Consider the following 18,430-nt stretch of genomic DNA (forward strand, 5'->3'; position numbering starts at 1 on the left):
AGTGTAGGAAAATCGCAGCGTCCAATGCGTCAAACCCGCGCGCCGTGCGGGTTCGGATTAAATGAAAAGGCTCCTAGCGATGTTGCAATCCCCCCGGGGTGGTCTTTGGTGCGCACGGAAACGGTGGGGATATGTGGCTCGGAAGTTTCTGCCTATCTCGGACACAATGAGCTGCGCGTCCCCCCGCTGGTTATGGGGCATGAGTTCTCTGGTCGCATTGAGGAGGACATTCCGCATCGTAAGCTTAGGGCAGGGGATCTGGTCACCGTCAATCCCTTGGTGACCTGTGGAATCTGCGACGATTGCCGGTCTGGCCAACGGCAGTATTGTTCCCAGCGCCGCCTCATCGGCGTCGACTATCCGGGGGCATTTGCAAGTCGGCTCGCTGTGCCCCCTAGCCAATGTTACAGGGTTTCCGATCCGGTTTTGGGCTCCTTGGTAGAGCCGTTGGCTTGTGCGATCAGGGCGGGCAATCAAGCGCGAATCACCCCAAACGATGCCGTTCTAGTCATCGGAGCCGGTATTGTTGGTCTTCTTAGTGCTTGGGTGGCTCACCGCCGCGGCGCCCGACGGGTGATTCTCGCAGACACGAATGCCAGCCGTCTGCGGCACGGCCCCTCGTTTGGCGTCGATACAGTGGTCGATGCGGCAAACAGCGACGTGGGCGGGGCCGTCCATAAGCTGGAGCCACGGGGCGTCGATCGGGTGATTGACGCTGTGGGATTCAGTGCGACGCGGAATGCCGCCATCAAGGCGCTGCGGCGTGGTGGGCGGGCTGTTTTTCTCGGACTCCACGAAAACGATTCGGTCCTTCCGGGCAATGGGATTGTCCGTGACGAATTCGAGATTGTGGGATCGTTTTGCTACAGCGACATCGAATTTCAAGAGGCCGTCGAGTGGATGAACGGCGGTGCTTTAAAGCCGTCCGCAGCCTGGCTGGATGTCCGCCCGGCATCCCAAGGCGATGCCGCCTTTCGGGAGCAGGCCGACGGCCCGGCACCATTTCCCAAAATTGTCTTGCAGATGAGCTAATGTCCTCATGAGAAAGGGTGGATGACATGCGTCTCGGCAATGTGTGGTACCAAGGGCAGCCGCGTGTGGCGGTGATGATGGGCGACAGTGATTCCGGTGGTTGTCAACTCCTGCCAAAAGAGTATTCTGCGACCGATGATCTATGGGAGCACCTGATGGATGACGCGGGCCGGGAGCGCCTGATGCGGGCAGCATCCGATAGCGTGACGGTCCGGGATCTCGGGTGGCGGCCTCCGGTTTTGGCCCCGTCAAAAGTGCTATGCATCGGATTGAACTATCGTCAGCATGCGCGGGAGACGGGGGCCGACATTCCGACGGTACCTGTGGTGTTCAACAAATTTCCCTCGACGCTCGCGGCGGACGGCGAGGACATCCCCATTCCTGCGGCCACCCGTGAGTTGGACTACGAAGCGGAATTGGTTATCGTCATGGGCCGGAGGGCGTTTCGGGTGTCCCCCGAGGAGAGTCTCAATTATGTAGCCGGCTATGCTGTCGGGAACGATGTGTCTGCTCGCGATTTGCAGCGGTCAACCAGCCAATGGCTCTTCGGCAAATCCTCGCCGGGATTTGCCCCGCTGGGACCATGGATTACAACCGCGGACGAGGTTCCCAATCCTCAGGGGCTTCCCATTCAACTATGGAGAAATGATGTCCTCTGCCAAAATTCCAACACGGAGGACATGATTTTCTCGTGTCAGACGATTATTAGCCATCTGGCGTCGGTATGGCCTCTGGAACCGGGCGATCTGATTTTTACCGGCACGCCGGAAGGGGTGATCTTGGGATTGCCTGAAGACAAGCGGCGTTGGCTTCAAAACGGGGATGTTGTCAAGGTCGCTATTGCCGGGTTGGGGGAACTCACCAACCGGTTTGTCGAGAGCCGCGATGACTAGGGAAAAGGCCCGGTCGGGCGACAGGCAAGCAGACGTTAGGGTTGAGGAGGAAGCGGCGCTCATGCGTGCCATTCAGCGATTTCCGTCGGCTGTCGTGGCGTACTCCGGGGGGGTTGATTCTACCGTGGTGGCGGTGGCTGCATTTCGAGCGCTCGGATCGGAGCGCATGCTGGCGGTCACCGGAGATTCTCCTAGCGTTGCGCGTTCGGAACTTCATGGAGCGGAAGTCATAGCCAAGCAGGCGGGATTCTCTTGGGCCACGGTGCAAACCAAGGAATTGGGTGACGCTCGGTACCAGGCCAACGATGGCTCACGCTGCTACTTCTGCAAATCGGAGCTTTATGCAGTGTTAGACACCATCCGGGATCAACGGGGGTTCGCCGTCGTGATGGACGGGTTTAATCAGGATGACTTAGGCGACTTTCGCCCGGGCTTAAAAGCGGGTCAGGAGCACCAGGTGGTCAGTCCCCTGAAAGAGGCGGGTTTGGGAAAGGATGCGGTACGTCGCTTAGCGCGGGCCTGGGGCTTGTCAAACTGGGATAAACCAGCATCCCCGTGCTTGGCTTCCCGAATCCCCTATCACACGCCGGTTACCGTCGAACGGCTGAAACAGGTGGAAGTGGCTGAAGACGCCCTCCACAGCTTGGGATTTCGCCAGGTGCGCGTCCGCCACCACGGTGCATTGGCGCGCATTGAGGTGCCGATTCAGGACCTCCCCGCAATCTTGACTCACAGGGAAGCGATTGTACGGGCGATAAAACAGGCGGGCTATCGGTTTGTGGCCTTAGATCTCGATGGACTAAAATCCGGGTCTCTCAATACGCTCATCACCGAATCAGCGAAAAAGGAGGTGCATCCCCATGACTGAAAACGTGTTGGCCGGAGTATTGGGCAAATCCCGCGTGTTGCCCGTTATACGCGCCGCCAAGCCAGAGATGGCTCTCGGGCGGGCGCGGACCATCGTGAACGCTGGGATCTCGGTGGTGGAAATCGCGTGGACGACGCCGGAAGCAGCCCAGGTGGTGAGAGACATGTGCGAGCGGCCTGGGCTCGTGGTGGGAGCCGGGACCATCTTGAATGAAGAAACCGCCCAAGAGGCGCTGGATGCGGGGGCTGAATTTCTCGTTGCCCCCAATCTTTCCAAACAGGTCGCTCGGTTGGCCAAAAGACGCGGCGTGCCTTATCTTCCCGGGGTATTCACAGCCGACGAAGTGTCTCGGGCACTCGACGAGGGATTGACAATCTTGAAGCTCTTTCCGGCCGCGACTGGGGGCGTGGCTCACATGCGCGCTCTCAATGAGCCGTTTCCGGGCATCACCTGGGTTCCCACCGGCGGGATCAGTTGGGAGACGGCCGGCGAATGGATCCGGGCGGGGGCCGTCGCTGTCGGTATGGGCAGTGCACTGCTCAAAGTGGATGATCTGACGTCAGTCATCAAGACGCTTCAGGGGTCTGTGGCATGACGCCCGTCGTGACGGCGGGCGAGCCATTGGGCCTTCTAACCCCGGCAACCCGCGGCCGGGTTGGGGTGGGCTCCTCCATGACATTTAGTATGGCGGGGTCGGAATGCAATGTGGCCATCGCCTTGGCACGGCTTGGCATTCCGGTCTGGTTCGGGGGCGCGGTGGGGAACGATCCGGCTGGGAACGCGGTCATCCATACTCTGAGGGCCGAAGGTGTCAATGTGGATTTGTTGAATACGAATTCGCATCCCACGGGGCTGATGATGAAGGAATGGTTTGGGCTTAAGCCGGAGCCGCGGGTCTTTTACTATTGTGAAAACACCGCCATGCATGCGTGGGAGCCACCGCTGATGTTGTCCCCGAGGCTGACAACAGCCCGACTTCATCTGTCCGGCATCACCCTCATGATACATTCAGGGCTTCGCGAGCGAATGTTGGACTGGATGAAAGCCTGGGTTGAGGCCAACCGGGGAGGCGTGTCCTTAGACTTGAACATTCGCTGGCGGTTGGGGGACGCGACCAAGTGGCGAGAGACGCTTCAGGCCGCCATGGCCTCGACGGACCTGATTTTCGCCTCGCGCAGCGAGCTGATGGCCTTATGGGATACCGATGACAGCGCCCAGCTTAACGCGCAGGGGATTTTGGGGACGGAGCAGGTGTTAGTGGTAACGGACGGCGACCGTGGCGCCTGGGCTGAACAAGGAGGACACCACCTCGGGGAGGTCCCCGCTTGGCCCGTCGGTCAGGTGACTGATGTCGTGGGGGCCGGCGACGGCTTCGCCGCCGGGGTGTTGGCGGGACGCATCAGAGGCTGGAGCTGGCCTGACAGTCTGAAGCTGGGATCCATCGTGGGAGCGTTTGCCGTGGCTCATCCCGGCGACTGGGAGGGCTATCCCTATTGGGCTGAGGTAGCCGAAATTTTGGATGGCCGTTGGCTTGAGCGATAACAGGGGGGATGCATGATGGCTGAACAAGGCCATGGTGGCCGTGACCGTTTACGGGCGTTGTTGGAGGATAATCACCAGTACGGGGTGGCGAGCCGAGCTCCGGGCCCATCTGGATCTTTGCCGCTCACGGAAGACATGCTGCGGCAGTGGCCCAGCGGGGATCTGTTTGGGCTTAGCCAGAATGTAGGCATGGGATGGCGACCCGAGAGGGTGCTGAACGATCCGGTTCTCATACTTAGCACGCAAGGCGGCATGCGTGATGAGACGGGGGCGCCGCAGGCTCTGGGCTATCACACGGGTCATTGGGAAATCAGCCGATTGGTTCAGCGGGCGGCCGCCGAGTTTCGGGATCTCGGAGCGATGCCCTATGCCGCCTTCGTGAGCGATCCTTGCGACGGGCGTACGCAGGGGACGCCCGGCATGTTTGATTCGCTGCCCTATCGCAATGACGCCTCTCTGGTGATGCGGCGCCTGATTCGTTCTTTGCCGCGCCGGCGTGCTGTCATGGGAGTGGCCACTTGCGACAAGGGGCTGCCGGCCATGATGATGGCCGTGGCGTCCGTCAAAGGGTTGCCTGGTATTTTGGTCCCGGGTGGGGTTACGCTGCTGGCGGAAGACGGTGAGGACGCGGCCAAAGTCCAAACCATCGGGGCGCGCTTCACTCACGGTGAAATTAGTCTCGAGCACGCGGCGGCTATGGGCTGTCGGGCTTGTGCCTCACCGGGCGGCGGCTGCCAATTCCTCGGCACCGCCGCGACCTCACAAGTGGTGGCTGAGGCCTTGGGCATGGCGTTACCTCACACAGCGCTCGTGCCTTCCGGGTCGTCCTTATGGGAGGAGATGGCGCGCGACTCAGCTCGCGCCCTCAGGCACATGATGGCATGCGGCTGGGCCATGGATGACGTACTCACGGATGCCTCCATCGCCAATGCCATGGCGGTCCATGCTGCTTTCGGCGGTTCCACTAATCTGCTCTTGCATCTCCCAGCCATTGCCCATACGGCAGGCCGCCGGGTGCCGACGGTTGACGATTGGCGGCATGTCAATCGCGAGGTTCCGCGTCTGGTCAGCGTGCTGCCAAATGGTCCTGTGCCGCATCCCACCGTCTACGCCTATTTGGCGGGGGGCGTCCCGGAGGTGATGCTGCATCTCCGCCGCCTTGGGTTGCTTGACACTACCGTAAAGACGGTTGCGGGAACCACCTTGGGTGAAGTGCTGGATTGGTGGGAGTCGTCCGAGCGGCGCATCAAGGTGCGAAAACATCTTGAGACCCAAGATGGGGTGAATCCTGATGATGTGATTTTCTCCCCGGATCGCGCTCGGCAGGCGGGCCTCGGCATCACCATCACCTTCCCGGTGGGCAACTTGGCTCCGCAAGGGGCCGTGATTAAGTCGACGGCAATCGATCCCACGGTATTGGACCACGACGGTGTGTACCGCCACCGCGGACCTGCCCGGGTCTTTACTCAGGAATCCGAGGCCATCCGGGCCATCAAGAAGGGCGCCATCAAGGCGGGCGATGTGATGGTGCTGGCGGGGCGGGGACCTATGGGCACCGGCATGGAAGAGACGTACCAACTCACCTCGGCGCTCCGCTACTTGCCGTTTGGCAAGCATGTGGCGCTTATCACGGATGCCCGTTTTTCGGGCGTGTCGACCGGTGCCTGCATCGGTCATGTGAGTCCCGAGGGACTCGCCGGCGGACCCATTGGAAAAGTGCGGGATGGCGACATCATTGATATTGTCATAAATCCCGCGACGGGGGAGGGAAGTCTGAACTTTGTAGGCACGCCCCAGCAACCGCTCTCTCCTGAAGACGGGACGCATGTGCTCCAGGAGCGGCCGTTGAACCCCGACATGGAGCCTGACCCGGACCTCCCCGACGATACTAGGCTATGGGCGGCCCTGCAATCAGTCAGCGGTGGCCCTTGGCGCGGGGCGGTATACGATGTGGACCGCATTGTCGCGGCGTTGGGGCGGGGCTTGTCCCAACAAGGTTGAAACAGAGCAGCAAAGGAGGAGACAGTGATGATCGAAGCGCAAAATCTCATTGGGGGTCAGGAAGTCACCACGTCACAGCGGATGGAGGTATTCTCGCCGTCCCGTCCGGACGAAGTCATTGGGCACATCCCGCAATCGATTGGTGTCGAAGTGGACCTTGCGGTGCAGGCGGCCCGCGATGCCTTGCGGGCTTGGAAACAGTTGGGGCCCATGGGACGAAGCAGTTTGATGTTTCAGGCAGCCGCCATCTTGGAACAGCGGGTGGATGAGTTGGCTCAACTGGCATCCCAGGAAATGGGCAAGCCGATCGGCGAGGCGCGAGGCGAGGCTCTCCGGGCGGTGGCGATTCTCCGCTATTATGCCGGTCAAGGTGCCTATCCGGTCGGTGACGTCATTCCCGCCGCCAATGCGACAACGCTGCAATACACCACACGCGAGCCACTCGGGGTGGTCGGCATCATTACCCCTTGGAACTTCCCGCTGGCCATCCCCATGTGGAAGGTGGCTCCCGCCCTCATATACGGCAATACCGTGGTGATTAAACCGGCCGAGCTTAGCTCCCTGACGGCCTATCGTATGTTTTCGCTCATTCAAGGACTTTTTCCGCCAGGCGTGCTGAATGTGGTCATCGGGCGGGGCGCCGAAGCGGGTGCGGCGCTGGTTCAGCACCCGGGAATTCGCGGCATCAGCTTCACGGGATCCAGCCAGGTTGGGCAGGGCATTGCCCGTGCGGCGGCGGACCGGGGCGTCAAGTATCAACTGGAAATGGGCGGAAAAAATGCTGTAATTGTGGCCGACGATGCCAATATCGAACAGGCGGTGGAATTGGTCGTGTCGGGGGCCATGCGGTCGGCGGGGCAAAAGTGCACGGCCACCTCGCGGGTCATTGTGCTGGACGGCATTCACCACGCTTTTCGGGAGGCCTTGACCAAGCGGGTGAAGTCTCTGGCCGTGGGCGATCCGCTGGATGCCAACACCTATCTCGGCCCGGTCGTGTCGGCGTCTCAACAAAAGCGGGTATACACCTTCATTGAGCATGCGCAGCGGGAGGGGTATGCTGCCGTGACGGGCGGCCAGCTGCTGGATCGACCCGGCTATTTTATTGCGCCCACCGTTTTTGATGAAGTGCGGCCGGACGCTGAGATAGCGCAAGAGGAAGTGTTTGGGCCGGTGGTCGCGATCATTCCCGCCGCCACACTTGATGAAGCCATTACCATCACCAATGGGGTGCGCTACGGCCTCAGTGCTTCGGTATTCACCAGAAATCTCACCACAGCCCTAAAGATGGTTGATGAATTGGAAGTAGGGATGGTGCGGGTGAACGAAGAAACGGCTGGCGTGGAATATCAGGCGCCGTTTGGTGGAATGAAGGCATCGAGCTCCCATTCACGGGAGCAAGGATTGGCCGCCCGGGAATTTTACACCGAAACCAAAACCGTGGCAATCCGTGCCATGTAGGGGGGATGACGATGTTGAACTTGTGGTCTTGGCGCGATGCCCAGGGCGGATCGCACGTGGGGGTTTCGGACGGGCCGTTGCTTGACCAGGTACTGGATTTGTCCGCCGTGGAGTCGGGTCTTCACTCCGTGAACGGCCTCTGGCAGGTACACGGCGGCGGGGAGGCCTTAAGCACTTTTCTTCGGGATGCCTTGGGCTCGACCCGGGAGCGAGTGGCGCTGCGTCCCGAGACGCTTTCTCTTCCTGTCGACCTGACCGAGTGCTGGGCGGCTGGCGTAACCTACCAAATGAGCCGCGACGCACGGGTTGAGGAAACCCAAGGCGGCGAGGACTTCTATCGCAAAGTCTACGAAGCGGAGCGACCGGAGCTCTTCTTCAAGTCGCCGGGGTCGCGGGTGGTTGGCCCTTACGGGGAGGTGGGACTCAGGCAGGACTCAACCTGGCAGATTCCAGAGCCGGAGCTGACGCTGATTGTGGATCCGGATGGGCATCTCTTTGGCTATACCGCGGGAAACGACATGTCCTGCCGTGATATTGAAGGCGAAAATCCTCTGTATCTTCCCCAGGCTAAAATCTATCACCATAGCGCGGCCGTCGGGCCCTGTATCGCGCTGGCAGACACCCTCGATGCGGCCGACCTGGAGATTTCGCTGCAAATTCAGCGACGGGAGAGGATCGTGTTTGCCGGATCCGTCAATACCCGGATGATGCGGCGGACCCCCGATGAGTTAATCCGCTACTTGCGTCGGGCTTGGCCGATGACAGGTTGGACAGCCCTGATGACGGGCACGGCGGTGGTGCCGCCGGCCGACTTTACCCTTGAGCCCGGTGACACCATTGACATTGCCATAAGCGGAATTGGCCATCTGGTGACGCAGGCGCGTCGCATTACCTCAGACTGGGCCTCTGTGCCGCAATGATATGGCGGACGTGCAAAATGTCTTGCCATGACCGGTTGGGACAAGCTGCGTGGACTCCGATATTCTACAGGTGGCGCTACCGTTGGGATCGCGGGCGGGCCGTGAGTCGGGCATCATCGATGGCCGCTCGCATGGCATAAACCATGCTTGTTTCATGGGCGATGCCCTTCCCAGCGATGTCAAAGGCCGTGCCATGGTCGACAGAGGTACGAATGATGGGAAGGCCAATGGTTTGATTGACACCGGTGTCGATGCCAAGCATTTTGATGGCGATGTGACCTTGGTCATGATAGAGAGCGATTACCACATCGAATTCGCCGGTCTGAGCGCGGGCAAAAACGGTGTCGGCAGGCCATGGCCCGCTGATGGGGAGGCCTTCATCGCGAAGCCGCTCGAGGGCCGGACGGAGGATCTGGGCTTCCTCGTCTCCGAACAGTCCATCGTCGCCCGCATGCGGATTCAATGCTGAAAGGGCAATGCGCGGTGCACTAATCCCGACGGTGCCGAGATATTGGTGGGCTAGCCGCGCTACCCGCACAATGCGGTCAGGAGTGAGTCTTTGGATGATATCGCGAAACGCGATGTGGGTGGTGCAGTGAACGACGCGAAGACGCTGATTGCGAAGCATCATGGCGTAATCGCCGGCGCCGGAAAGGGTGGCCAGCGCTTCGGTGTGGCCGGGAAAGGGGACATGCGCCAATTCCCATGACTTTTTATGAATGGGTGCTGTGCAGATTGCGTCGACAGATCCAGACTGCGCGAGCTTAACCGCCTCCACCACATAGGCATAGCTGGCTGATCCGGCGCTCGCCGAGACTTCGCCCCAGGGAAGCCCGTCGGGGACATTCGCGAGATCAACAACCCCGATGACGTTTGGGTTGGGGCCGACTGCGTCGATTTCATGGCGTGTTTGGACAACGGCGAAATCAGGAAGGCGTTCAATCCGGCCAGTCTTCTGAAGGATCGATGCCGCGAGCTTTAGTCGGCTTTGGTCGCCTACGACGGCCAAGGCCACGTGGTCCTCGTTTCGAAGCGCCGATACACCCAATATCGCTAACTCTGGGCCGATCCCGGCAGGATCGCCCATGGTTATGGCAAGTGCGGTAGGCTCCATGGCTAATAATCTCCTCTAATCGAAGTGTCATTAGAAACAGTGTACGTTGTTGAATGCTGGGCGTCGCCCGGGACGCTTAATTTGTGGGCTAGCTCGGGGAAGAAGTCGGGCGTCCCAAACGCCCCGGATTTGGTCACGAGATGAATCGGGACCCGGCCGCCACTTTGGCTGAGCACGACGCCGGGCTCGAGCTCCTCTAAGGGTGTCAGTGCCTTAATGCGAAGATGGCGCACCAGAGCCAGGGTCGTGTCGCCACCGGTTGACACCACTACAGTACGTGCGCTGGGTTGAAGGAGGATGGCTTTGACCGCGTGCGCGAAGCGATTCAGGTCCGCATCAGGGTTAGACTGGGTCTCAGAAGGGGTCACGAAGATGTGGTGCTTGGCTGTGGCTGGTGGAATGTCGGGATTCTCATGAATTTCCCACTCGGGGTTTTGCCGCACTTGATCCACCTGGCGGCGCGAGGCTGGATGTCGGGAACCCACCACGGCGACGATTCGGTCGAAGCACGGCCGTTTGGTCTCGGGCGGAGGTGCATCGGTTGCCCATTGGCGAGCTAACGGCGCGGCCCATCCCGCCGACCCGACCGGCAACAGATGGGGATTCGCTGCCACTAGAGCGGCAAGGCGTTGCAGGTCTTCCATGGAGACGGCATCAGCGATGAAAATACCGCCAACATCCTTAGAATTCTCGAGGGCGGTCGAGCGCAGGGCAATGATCGGACGGTTGGTCAGAGGCGCCAACATGGTAGCAATGTCATCGGTGGCGACTGGATTTTTAGGATCATGGGCCAGCTCGGTGCGATGGGCAGGGCGACCCTCGACAAACAGCCGCCCATTGAGGACAGTACGGTGATTTTGCGGGAACGCAGGGCATATCACCGCTCCACGATACCGCGGCAGGGCGTCGAGGAAGGCGTCCACCATGGCTCCCACGGGACCTCTGAGGGTGGAATCAACCTTTAGATAATGGTGGTCAGCCGAAAGCAGGGCGGCTGGGATGGTGCGAAAACGGCCGGCTATTCCTTCCGGGCTCACATGACGGCTCTCAATGTGAATGACCGCGACATCAGCGGAACGGGGCAGCGATAAAGGGATTTCCGGGAACACCCGGGTTCTTTGGTGGTGTTGGAAAACGATGGCGGTATCCAGCGCGCCGCTTAAGTCATCGGCCCATACTGCGATCATACGCCTACCTCATTGGACTTCGGCGCAAAAACTGGATTCGCCATGATGGGCCAGTCCGACGATGTTGCACGAATAGTCCATCGCCAGGCGGTTGGATCGCCGGCTGTTTCGCCGAACCTGGGGGAGCGCACCCACGCTTTCAAAAAGCACGGCGTACTCACAGGCCCCACCCCCTTGTTTGTGAAATATTATCATCCAATCGCTAGAACTGTGCAATATTTATCAATCGCCTTGACTTGAATCGATGATCGATCATAGAATGATTTTATTAAATAGTGCATCTATTGCTGCAAACTCCGTAGCTGGAGATGGTGGTTTGAACATACGGCCTCGACTCCTCAATCAGCAGATTCTTGAGCACCTTAAGCAAAACATCTTTGACCAGCGCTTTTCGCCTGGCGAGAAGCTTGCCATTGACCTTCTGGCCCGCGAATATGGTTGTGGCATTAGTGTAGTGCGGGAATCGCTTTTTCAGTTGGCCAGCGAGCGATTAGTGGAATACCACCCAAACCGCGGCTTTCGGGTGTCTCCGTTGTTGCAGGGGGTTGAGGTGGAAGAACTATTCAACGTTCGGCGCCTGTTGGAACCAGCGGCTGCGCGGGTACTGGCGGGGAAAATCACGCCCGCGCAAACAGGGCAGTTGAGAGATACCTGGCGCATCATGCGCCAATCGCGCCGAACCCCACTGTATCAGGACTATAAAGACTTCCAAGAAGCGGATGCTCGATTTCATGACCTTGTTTTTGCCTTCGCCGGCAACAGCACCTTGAGGCGCCTTTATGCCTCGCTTCATGTGCATCTCCACATGGCCCGGTTTTACGTCGCCCGGAAGGTCGTGGATGTGGAACCCGCCTCAGAGGAACACCGCACCATTATTGAGCGGCTCGAGTCCGGCGATGCTGAGGGGGCGGCCGAGGCGATGGACCGTCATATCAGCGCGTCTTATTTTCGCTATCAACCCTTGTTTCAATCGGATGTTGACGCCTAATCCATCGTCAATGGAAAGGAGCGACCATGCGGCTTAAAGAGAAGGTCTGCCTCATTACAGGGGCTGCCAGTGGAATTGGAGCGGCCATTGCCCAGCGTTTTGCTGAAGAGGGAGCATGGGTCGAAATCGGCGATCGAGACGCCGACCGCGGTCGCGAGACGGCCCGACGCATTGCCGAGACGGGTGGTCGGGTGCACTTTAGCCCGCTCGACGTTCGCAATCGGCAGTCCGCTGATGCATGGGCTGAAGACGTCATTCACCGGCATGGCCGCATCGATGTTTTGGTGAATAATGCCGGAATTAGCGCGGTTGGTGAGCTGCACGAGGTGTCCGAGGAGTTATGGCAGGACGTCATGGCGGTCAACGTGACCGGGGTGTTCCTGGTCAGCCGGGCCGTGATTCCTGAGATGATGCGCCGTCGGACAGGATCGGTTATCAACATGTCTTCTTGCATTGCCGAAATGGGCTTGGCACGCCGGGCTGCGTACGCGGCCAGCAAAGGTGCGGTGCTCTCCCTTACACGTTCCATGCAGGTGGACTACGCCCGCTACCATATCCGCGTCAATGCACTTTTGCCGGGAACCATTATGACTCCGTTTGTCGAAGGATATTTGAAACGCGACTACGACAATCCGGAGGAGGCTCTCGCGCTGTTGAAGCAGCGGCAACTGGCTGATGACTTAGGGCGCCCAGAAGATGTGGCGGACGCAGCACTCTACTTAGCGTCAGACGAGTCACGGTATGTCATGGGAAGCGGATTGGTGGTGGATGGCGGCATCACAGCCGGCAAACCGTTTTAGTGCGAAGGAGAGAAAGGGTGGCGGGAATGGACGCAATCAAGGAGTTTTGGGGCTACTGGCGCGACGATGGTCGAGTGGGGACTCGCAACCATGTGTTGATTCTGCCGCTCTCGCCGGCGGTCAGTACAAGCGCATCGTGGGTCCAACAGGCTGTGCCCGGCACAGTCAGTGTCGAATTGCATCAGGATATTCATCCTTCCGTGTCCGGATATCCCTTGGCTATCCGGACACTCGCCGGATGGGTGGACCATCCCAACGTCTATGCCACCGTTCTGTTGGCGCTTAGCCAGGATGATCCCGTGGTCAGGGATTTGCTGCCCCAACTCGGGCACCACGTTCGGTATCGGTTGGTGTCCTTGGAGGGTGAGGGTGGGCGACGGGCCGCGCAAGAAGCAGCCCGGCAGGTGGCTCAAGACTACTTGACGGCATCCAAGAGCCTAGAGCGTCAACCGGCGCCATTAAGCCAGTTGATTTTGGCGACCGAATGCGGGGGATCGGACGCCTGTTCGGGGCTCTCCGCCAACCCCAGTCTGGGCTTCGCCAGCGACCGGCTGGTGGAAGCGGGCGGAACCTCCATTTTAGCCGAAACCACGGAACTCATCGGTGCCGAACATATTTTGGCCGCCCGGGCCACGAGCCCATCAGTGGACGACGCTATTTGGGAAACGGTTCGGCATGCCGAGCGTGCTGCCATGCGCATGGGGGTTGATTTCCGGGGTGGTCAGCCGGCCCCGGGGAATATCGCCGGTGGGATTACCACGATCGAGGAGAAGTCCTTGGGATGCGTTCACAAGGGAGGCAACAGCCCTGTTGCGGGCGTGATTGACTATGCCGAGCGCCCTCGAATGCGGGGGCTGGTCATTATGGATACCCCGGGACATGATGTGATGCAGTTTGTGGGTATGGCAGCGGGCGGGGCGCAAGTTATGGTCTTTACGACTGGCCGCGGCACGCCCACCGGGGCCGCGATCGCACCTGTCATCAAGGTATCGACCCGAACCGCGCTGAAGCGCCAGTTGCCTGACCTGATTGATTTCAACGCGGGGAGCATCATCGACGGTGTTCAGACCCGGGAGCAGGTGGGCTGGGCCCTGTTTCGAAAGATTCTCTCCGTGGCCAACGGTGAGCGTGTGGCGGCTGAGATTTTGGGCCACCGCGAGTTCGGAATTTTTCAGGGATGGGGGGCCGAGGCATGAGCACGCTGATGCAATGGTGGCGATGGAAAACAGCAGCCGGGTTCCAGGAAGGGATAATGCGGGAAGAGGATCCGGGGGCTGTGGTTCTGGAGCATGCAACGCCGACCCCGGCGTCTCTCGGGGGCGTTGTGGAGTATTGCCGGACGGCCCACATTCAGCTCACGGACTGGGCCGAGGCGCTGTTGGCTAAGATGCCGGCCCGAGAGAGGATCCCGAAGGACGCCATCGAGTGTCCGGTCGACCTCGAGCTGCTCTTCGGGTGCCAAGCAGTGGCCGAGGACCAAGACGCGCCCGCAATCTACCTCAAGGCATCCCAGACCACCCTGGCTGGACCACGTCAATCGCTAGGCCTTAGGCCTGACGTGGCCTGGCATGTGGCGCACCCAGCTATTATTGCCGTGTTCGGCCCGCATGGGGATGTGTTAGGTTTCAGCTTAGGCCTTGACGTCACGGCCTTAGAGCTTTTGACGCGTCATCCGCTGCATCTTCAGGAGGCTAAATGGTTTCAGGGCAGTGCCGCCATGGGTCCTGTGTTGGCTCTGGCTTCAAGCGGCGATCTCGAGCACGTTGAGGTGCGCTTTCAGGTATGGCGGCGAGGTCAAGTGCTGGTGCGCGAGTCATGCGCGCCGGTCCATCTATCTGCCCGATTGGAGATGGCTCGGCGTGTCCTAACCTGGATGCCCCACGTGCGTTGGTTTGGGGTGATGCTGCCGTTGAATGTTTCGTTGCCCGAGGTATTTCAGTTGGAGGAGGGCGATGAAGTATCCGTCTCCGCACCGGGGTTGGGGGAGTTCACCGCCATGGCGCGGTCGCTTCAGCCCGTGAGCTCCCAAGAGACACGGGAACCACGAGTGCTGCTCATTCATCCCAATGACACGGTGGCCGTGGCGCTCGACCCCATCCAAGCCGGGACGTCCATTTCGATTGCGGGAATTGAGATCTCCGTGCGCGATGACATCCCCTTTGGGCATAAGGTGGCCATCCGCGACCTCGAGGCCGGCGATTGGGTCATCAAGTACGGGGAGAAGATTGGGGTGGCGAGTCAGCCCATTCATTCTGGCGAACACGTGCACACCCATAACCTTGAGAGCAGCCGGGGCCGGGGAGACCTCTTGGTGGCTGAACGGGAGGTGCAGTAAATGCGGACGGAATTCATGGGGTACCGACGATCGGGCGGCCATGTGGGGGTTCGGGACTATCTATTGGCACTGCCGTCGGTCGTCTGTGCTACGCGCGCCGCCTTTTGGGCCGTCGAAGGCACCGACGCCATCGCCATCGAGCACCCGATAGGATGCGCGCAAATCGGAGCTGACCGCGAACAGACCCGCCGGGTACTGGTCGGCATTGGCGCGCATCCCAATGTTCGGGCCGCCATGGTGATCGGGCTGGGCTGCGAGGGTGTTCCAGCTCAGGAGGTGTACCAGGGCCTTTTGGACCGGGGTCAGGCCACCGCGGTCGCGACTATTCAGGAGTCGGGCGGCACGCGGGAGGCTGCCCAGGCGGCGAGAACCTTCTTGGCGGGCGTCAAAGCAGTTCCCCGCGAGCAGGTGGGAATACAGGATCTGGTGCTAGGCGTGGGGCCGATTGAGGCGCTGGGTGCCGCCGGACGTGCGCTCGTTGAGGCGTTTCTCGACCGCGGCGGCCGTATCGTCTTCAGCGCCACAGACGATCCGGGCGCACTGCCGTATGGCACGCCAATTCCTCCTAGCGTGCGCTGCGCCGCTATGGAAGCGGGAACTGGGCCAACGGAGACGATGACGGGACTTGCCGCTTGTGGAGCGCAGATTCTCTTGGGCATTTGCGATCCGCACAATTTGGGAGGCCATCCGATCGTTCCGGTGATACGTCTGGGGGCGGACGAACGGTTCCGTCGGGCGCTGTCAGACGACATGGACGGCATGATCGGCGACCGTGACCCCGACGGCTGGGTCGACTGGATTCTCGCTGTGGCCAGCGGCGAGATGACGTTGAGTGAGTCGCTCGGGACGGCGAGTTTCGCGATCGAACGGATTGGGCCGACGTTGTAAGCTTTCAGGTGGGAGGAAGCGGCTGTGGCGGTGACGTTGTATTTCGATGCATTTTCTGGGATTGCCGGCGACATGGTGGTGGGCGCCCTCTTAAGCCTTGGCGCCTCATGGGCCGCGGTCGAGGATGGGGTCCGATCGCTCGAGGTTGCCGGACTTTCCATTGCCCAACGGCCGGTCAATAAAGGGGGCGTTGAAGCGGTGAAGTTCGACGTCGAATGGCCATCGGGCACGCTCCAGCATCGGCACTTGCCGGAGATTTTGGAGCGTTTGGCTCGGGCGGGGCTCCCCCAAGGCGTTGCGCAGCGTGCCCGCGCTGCCTTCGAAGCTCTTGCATTTGCCGAGGCTCGCATCCATGGGATATCCATGGAAGCTGTGCATTTGCATGAGGTAGGAGCCGAGGACTCCATCGCAGATATTGTCGCCGCTTCGGTAGCCTTTGAAGACTTGGCCCCTGACCAATGCATGGTTGGCCCGATCCCCACCGGCAGTGGTTGGACCCTGTCCGCCCATGGCCGCATTCCTATTCCGGCCCCCGCCACGCTGGAGTTGCTACGCGGCTTTCGAACTCGGGCAGGAGGCGTGAGCCGCGAGCTCACGACACCAACCGGTGCCGCTCTCCTCTCGGCGTTTCATGCTCAATCGGTGTCGGAGATGCCGGAGGGGGTCGTGTCAGGGATTGGATATGGCGCGGGGACCATGGATCTGGCTCATCCCAACATTCTTCGGGCCGTCTTTTTGGAAATGGAATCCGATCCCACGGGGGGGAATCAGCATGTTCACGCCTGAAGATCGTCCGCTGGCATCGGAGGTTCGCTGGGATGGCGAACGACCGCGACGGCGGGGCTTTTCCGAATCCGTCTTTTGTGAGGGCAAGACGGAAGCGCAGCTTCTCGCGATCGCAGCGCAACTAGATTCCAAGAGTCCGGTGCTCTTTACCCGCTTGGAGGAATCCCTGGCCCAGCAGATTTCTTTGGCGTATGCCGATCAGCCATTCTCATACGATGCCGTTTCCAAAACAGCCTTGTGGGGAGAGAGGCCGGCGCCCGACCCTGAGCGCGTGGTCGCCGTCGTGACCGCCGGCAGCGCGGATATTCCGGTCGCACGGGAAGCGGAACGGGCCTTGGAAGCCGAAGGTGTTACAGTGCTGGCGCGCTATGATGTCGGCGTGGCCGGTTTGCATCGTCTGCTCGCGGTGTGGCCCGACTTGGAAGCGGCCGATGTCATCATCGTGGTGGCGGGAATGGATGGAGCGCTTCCCAGCGTTGTCGGTGGAATGGCTCGGCAGCCGGTCATCGCGGTGCCGACCAGTATTGGCTACGGTGCTCACTTTCAGGGGTTGGCCCCTCTTCTCACCATGCTCACCAGTTGCGCAGAGGGGGTAGGCGTGGTCAACATTGACAACGGCTTTGGGGCAGCACGGCTGGCGACGCAGATTGTTCGCTTAAAAAAACCGCATGCCCGCGCTGGAGGAGCATGATGAGCCTCTATCTCCACGTCAACAGCGGTGTCTCATATCCAGAGCTCAAAACGCTGCTGCAAGCCCATCAGAAGATCGCACCCTCACGGGACGATCTTGCCGAAGCGGTGATGGATTGCGCAGCAGAACTGGGCCAGCCATTCTTGAACACCGGTGAGGTGTCCCCTTTGGTGTCATGGCTGGCCCATGAAGGGCTTTTCGTGGGTCCGCTACCTCTCGATTTAAAGAACCCCTGGCCCGTGAAGGCTCTCGCAGGGTTTGAGGTCTTTTCTTGTCCAGGGGCCGTGCTTGATACCCGGGTTGTGGCGCTGATTCGCGGGGTGGCGCGGCCGACGCGAAAATTTGAGGGCCGCGTGCGCTGGGTCGAGGACGCCTCCTCAGGAGACCAAACGGTGCCATTTCGGGTGATGGCATTGGACACGGCGGTGAGCACAGAAGATGAAGCGCCCGCCTTGTTGCTGGAGACCAACATTGACGACATGGCGCCTGAAGCGTTGGGCTATGTTCTGGACCGACTGTTGAAAGAGGGAGCTCGTGATGCCTGGATGACGCCGATTGTGATGAAGAAGTCCCGGAGCGCGGTTCTTTTGAGTGTGTTGGCCCCCTGGGACAGGGCGGAAGCGCTTACCGATGTTGTCTTCGCGGAGACGACAACGCTCGGAATTCGACGGCGCAGGGTGGATACCCTCATGCTGAGGCGTCGCCGCGATGCGGTTCGGACTCCGTATGGCGTCATCCAAGTGAAAGTGGGCTTCTTTCAGGGGCGGGTTCGCTCGCTACATCCCGAGTTTGAGGATTGCGCACGAGCGGCGGAGCAGGCCCATGTACCACTCAGGGTGGTGGCCGAAAGCGCCGTTCAGGCTTGGAGGTTGAGCCGGGCTGTGGAGACTGGGGAAGAACAGAAAATCATGGAGGGGGAGGACTAAG

General features: G+C 60.4%; 18 protein-coding genes. 16 read left to right on the forward strand and 2 right to left on the reverse strand.

Annotation, left to right across the window (positions count from 1 at the left end):
- Positions 1 to 24 precede the first annotated feature (24 nt).
- From HIJ39_RS03225 to HIJ39_RS03260, 8 genes are read left to right on the forward strand one after another with little or no spacing between them, the layout of a single operon-like run.
- Positions 25 to 1,032 carry a zinc-dependent alcohol dehydrogenase gene (locus HIJ39_RS03225; protein WP_243239312.1) on the forward strand — a complete coding sequence of 336 codons (1,008 nt, stop codon included), beginning with the start codon at positions 25 to 27 and terminating at the stop codon, positions 1,030 to 1,032.
- A 26-nt stretch (positions 1,033 to 1,058) separates the two neighbouring features.
- Positions 1,059 to 1,925 (forward strand): fumarylacetoacetate hydrolase family protein, encoded by an 867-nt coding sequence (locus HIJ39_RS03230; RefSeq protein ID WP_169096657.1) that lies wholly within the window; start codon positions 1,059 to 1,061, stop codon positions 1,923 to 1,925.
- Positions 1,918 to 2,793, forward strand: coding sequence for an ATP-dependent sacrificial sulfur transferase LarE (gene larE / locus HIJ39_RS03235; protein ID WP_476718339.1), 876 nt, complete (start codon positions 1,918 to 1,920; stop codon positions 2,791 to 2,793). The genes HIJ39_RS03230 and larE overlap by 8 nt, the downstream gene beginning before the upstream one ends.
- Positions 2,786 to 3,388, forward strand: a complete 603-nt coding sequence (locus tag HIJ39_RS03240; RefSeq protein ID WP_169096661.1) for a bifunctional 4-hydroxy-2-oxoglutarate aldolase/2-dehydro-3-deoxy-phosphogluconate aldolase — start codon at positions 2,786 to 2,788, stop codon at positions 3,386 to 3,388. Before larE ends, HIJ39_RS03240 begins: the two co-directional genes overlap by 8 nt.
- Entirely contained in the window at positions 3,385 to 4,335 is a 951-nt protein-coding gene (locus HIJ39_RS03245; RefSeq protein ID WP_169096663.1) for a sugar kinase, read from the forward strand. Before HIJ39_RS03240 ends, HIJ39_RS03245 begins: the two co-directional genes overlap by 4 nt.
- Positions 4,336 to 4,347: 12 nt before the next feature.
- Positions 4,348 to 6,336, forward strand: a complete 1,989-nt coding sequence (locus HIJ39_RS03250) for a YjhG/YagF family D-xylonate dehydratase (protein ID WP_275107244.1) — start codon at positions 4,348 to 4,350, stop codon at positions 6,334 to 6,336.
- A 27-nt stretch (positions 6,337 to 6,363) separates the two neighbouring features.
- The gene (locus HIJ39_RS03255; RefSeq protein WP_169096665.1) at positions 6,364 to 7,794 is read left to right on the forward strand and encodes an aldehyde dehydrogenase family protein; all 1,431 of its coding nucleotides are present in this window, start codon (positions 6,364 to 6,366) and stop codon (positions 7,792 to 7,794) included.
- Between the two features lie 11 nt (positions 7,795 to 7,805).
- A complete protein-coding gene (locus HIJ39_RS03260) occupies positions 7,806 to 8,714 on the forward strand; it encodes a fumarylacetoacetate hydrolase family protein (RefSeq protein WP_169096667.1) in 909 nt (302 codons plus the stop codon).
- Positions 8,715 to 8,790: 76 nt separating this feature from the next.
- Here HIJ39_RS03260 and pdxA read toward each other — a convergent pair whose 3' ends face one another.
- Both pdxA and HIJ39_RS03270 read right to left on the reverse strand, forming a co-directional pair.
- On the reverse strand, positions 8,791 to 9,828 hold the full coding sequence (pdxA, locus tag HIJ39_RS03265) for a 4-hydroxythreonine-4-phosphate dehydrogenase PdxA (protein WP_169096669.1): 1,038 nt from the start codon (positions 9,826 to 9,828) through the stop codon (positions 8,791 to 8,793).
- Positions 9,829 to 9,830: 2 nt separating this feature from the next.
- Complete coding sequence (locus HIJ39_RS03270; protein ID WP_169096671.1) at positions 9,831 to 11,015, reverse strand: four-carbon acid sugar kinase family protein; 1,185 nt, start codon at positions 11,013 to 11,015, stop codon at positions 9,831 to 9,833.
- A 316-nt stretch (positions 11,016 to 11,331) separates the two neighbouring features.
- Here HIJ39_RS03270 and HIJ39_RS03275 point away from each other — a divergent pair, with 316 nt between their 5' ends.
- From HIJ39_RS03275 to larC2, 8 genes are read left to right on the forward strand one after another with little or no spacing between them, the layout of a single operon-like run.
- Positions 11,332 to 12,003, forward strand: a complete 672-nt coding sequence (locus tag HIJ39_RS03275) for a GntR family transcriptional regulator (RefSeq protein ID WP_169096672.1) — start codon at positions 11,332 to 11,334, stop codon at positions 12,001 to 12,003.
- Positions 12,004 to 12,029: 26 nt separating this feature from the next.
- On the forward strand, positions 12,030 to 12,803 hold the full coding sequence (locus HIJ39_RS03280) for an SDR family NAD(P)-dependent oxidoreductase (protein WP_169096674.1): 774 nt from the start codon (positions 12,030 to 12,032) through the stop codon (positions 12,801 to 12,803).
- Positions 12,804 to 12,829: 26 nt separating this feature from the next.
- Positions 12,830 to 13,999, forward strand: a complete 1,170-nt coding sequence (locus HIJ39_RS03285; RefSeq protein WP_169096676.1) for a UxaA family hydrolase — start codon at positions 12,830 to 12,832, stop codon at positions 13,997 to 13,999.
- Entirely contained in the window at positions 13,996 to 15,138 is a 1,143-nt protein-coding gene (locus HIJ39_RS23990) for a UxaA family hydrolase (protein ID WP_243239310.1), read from the forward strand. The genes HIJ39_RS03285 and HIJ39_RS23990 overlap by 4 nt, the downstream gene beginning before the upstream one ends.
- A complete protein-coding gene (locus tag HIJ39_RS03295) occupies positions 15,139 to 16,026 on the forward strand; it encodes a UxaA family hydrolase (protein WP_169096678.1) in 888 nt (295 codons plus the stop codon).
- A gap of 24 nt (positions 16,027 to 16,050) precedes the next feature.
- Complete coding sequence (gene larC, locus HIJ39_RS03300; protein ID WP_169096679.1) at positions 16,051 to 16,812, forward strand: nickel pincer cofactor biosynthesis protein LarC; 762 nt, start codon at positions 16,051 to 16,053, stop codon at positions 16,810 to 16,812.
- Positions 16,799 to 17,503: a nickel pincer cofactor biosynthesis protein LarB gene (larB, locus tag HIJ39_RS03305; protein WP_169096682.1), complete on the forward strand. Its 705-nt coding sequence runs from the start codon at positions 16,799 to 16,801 to the stop codon at positions 17,501 to 17,503. Before larC ends, larB begins: the two co-directional genes overlap by 14 nt.
- Positions 17,500 to 18,429 carry a nickel pincer cofactor biosynthesis protein LarC2 gene (larC2, locus tag HIJ39_RS03310; RefSeq protein WP_169096683.1) on the forward strand — a complete coding sequence of 310 codons (930 nt, stop codon included), beginning with the start codon at positions 17,500 to 17,502 and terminating at the stop codon, positions 18,427 to 18,429. Before larB ends, larC2 begins: the two co-directional genes overlap by 4 nt.
- Position 18,430: the final 1 nt, after the last annotated feature.

This window comes from Sulfobacillus harzensis (genome assembly GCF_012933365.1).
Taxonomy (GTDB): domain Bacteria; phylum Bacillota; class Sulfobacillia; order Sulfobacillales; family Sulfobacillaceae; genus Sulfobacillus_B; species Sulfobacillus_B harzensis.

Bases quoted from the DNA above. Each gene is read 5' to 3' on its own strand.
- HIJ39_RS03225 (WP_243239312.1), top strand. From the start codon at position 25: ATGCGTCAAACCCGCGCGCCGTGCGGGTTCGGATTAAATGAAAAGGCT.
- HIJ39_RS03230 (WP_169096657.1), top strand. From the start codon at position 1,059: ATGCGTCTCGGCAATGTGTGGTACCAAGGGCAGCCGCGTGTGGCGGTG.
- larE (WP_476718339.1), top strand. From the start codon at position 1,918: ATGACTAGGGAAAAGGCCCGGTCGGGCGACAGGCAAGCAGACGTTAGG.
- HIJ39_RS03240 (WP_169096661.1), top strand. From the start codon at position 2,786: ATGACTGAAAACGTGTTGGCCGGAGTATTGGGCAAATCCCGCGTGTTG.
- HIJ39_RS03245 (WP_169096663.1), top strand. From the start codon at position 3,385: ATGACGCCCGTCGTGACGGCGGGCGAGCCATTGGGCCTTCTAACCCCG.
- HIJ39_RS03250 (WP_275107244.1), top strand. From the start codon at position 4,348: ATGATGGCTGAACAAGGCCATGGTGGCCGTGACCGTTTACGGGCGTTG.
- HIJ39_RS03255 (WP_169096665.1), top strand. From the start codon at position 6,364: ATGATCGAAGCGCAAAATCTCATTGGGGGTCAGGAAGTCACCACGTCA.
- HIJ39_RS03260 (WP_169096667.1), top strand. From the start codon at position 7,806: ATGTTGAACTTGTGGTCTTGGCGCGATGCCCAGGGCGGATCGCACGTG.
- pdxA (WP_169096669.1), bottom strand. From the start codon at position 9,828: ATGGAGCCTACCGCACTTGCCATAACCATGGGCGATCCTGCCGGGATC.
- HIJ39_RS03270 (WP_169096671.1), bottom strand. From the start codon at position 11,015: ATGATCGCAGTATGGGCCGATGACTTAAGCGGCGCGCTGGATACCGCC.
- HIJ39_RS03280 (WP_169096674.1), top strand. From the start codon at position 12,030: ATGCGGCTTAAAGAGAAGGTCTGCCTCATTACAGGGGCTGCCAGTGGA.
- HIJ39_RS03285 (WP_169096676.1), top strand. From the start codon at position 12,830: ATGGACGCAATCAAGGAGTTTTGGGGCTACTGGCGCGACGATGGTCGA.
- HIJ39_RS23990 (WP_243239310.1), top strand. From the start codon at position 13,996: ATGAGCACGCTGATGCAATGGTGGCGATGGAAAACAGCAGCCGGGTTC.
- HIJ39_RS03295 (WP_169096678.1), top strand. From the start codon at position 15,139: ATGCGGACGGAATTCATGGGGTACCGACGATCGGGCGGCCATGTGGGG.
- larB (WP_169096682.1), top strand. From the start codon at position 16,799: ATGTTCACGCCTGAAGATCGTCCGCTGGCATCGGAGGTTCGCTGGGAT.
- larC2 (WP_169096683.1), top strand. From the start codon at position 17,500: ATGATGAGCCTCTATCTCCACGTCAACAGCGGTGTCTCATATCCAGAG.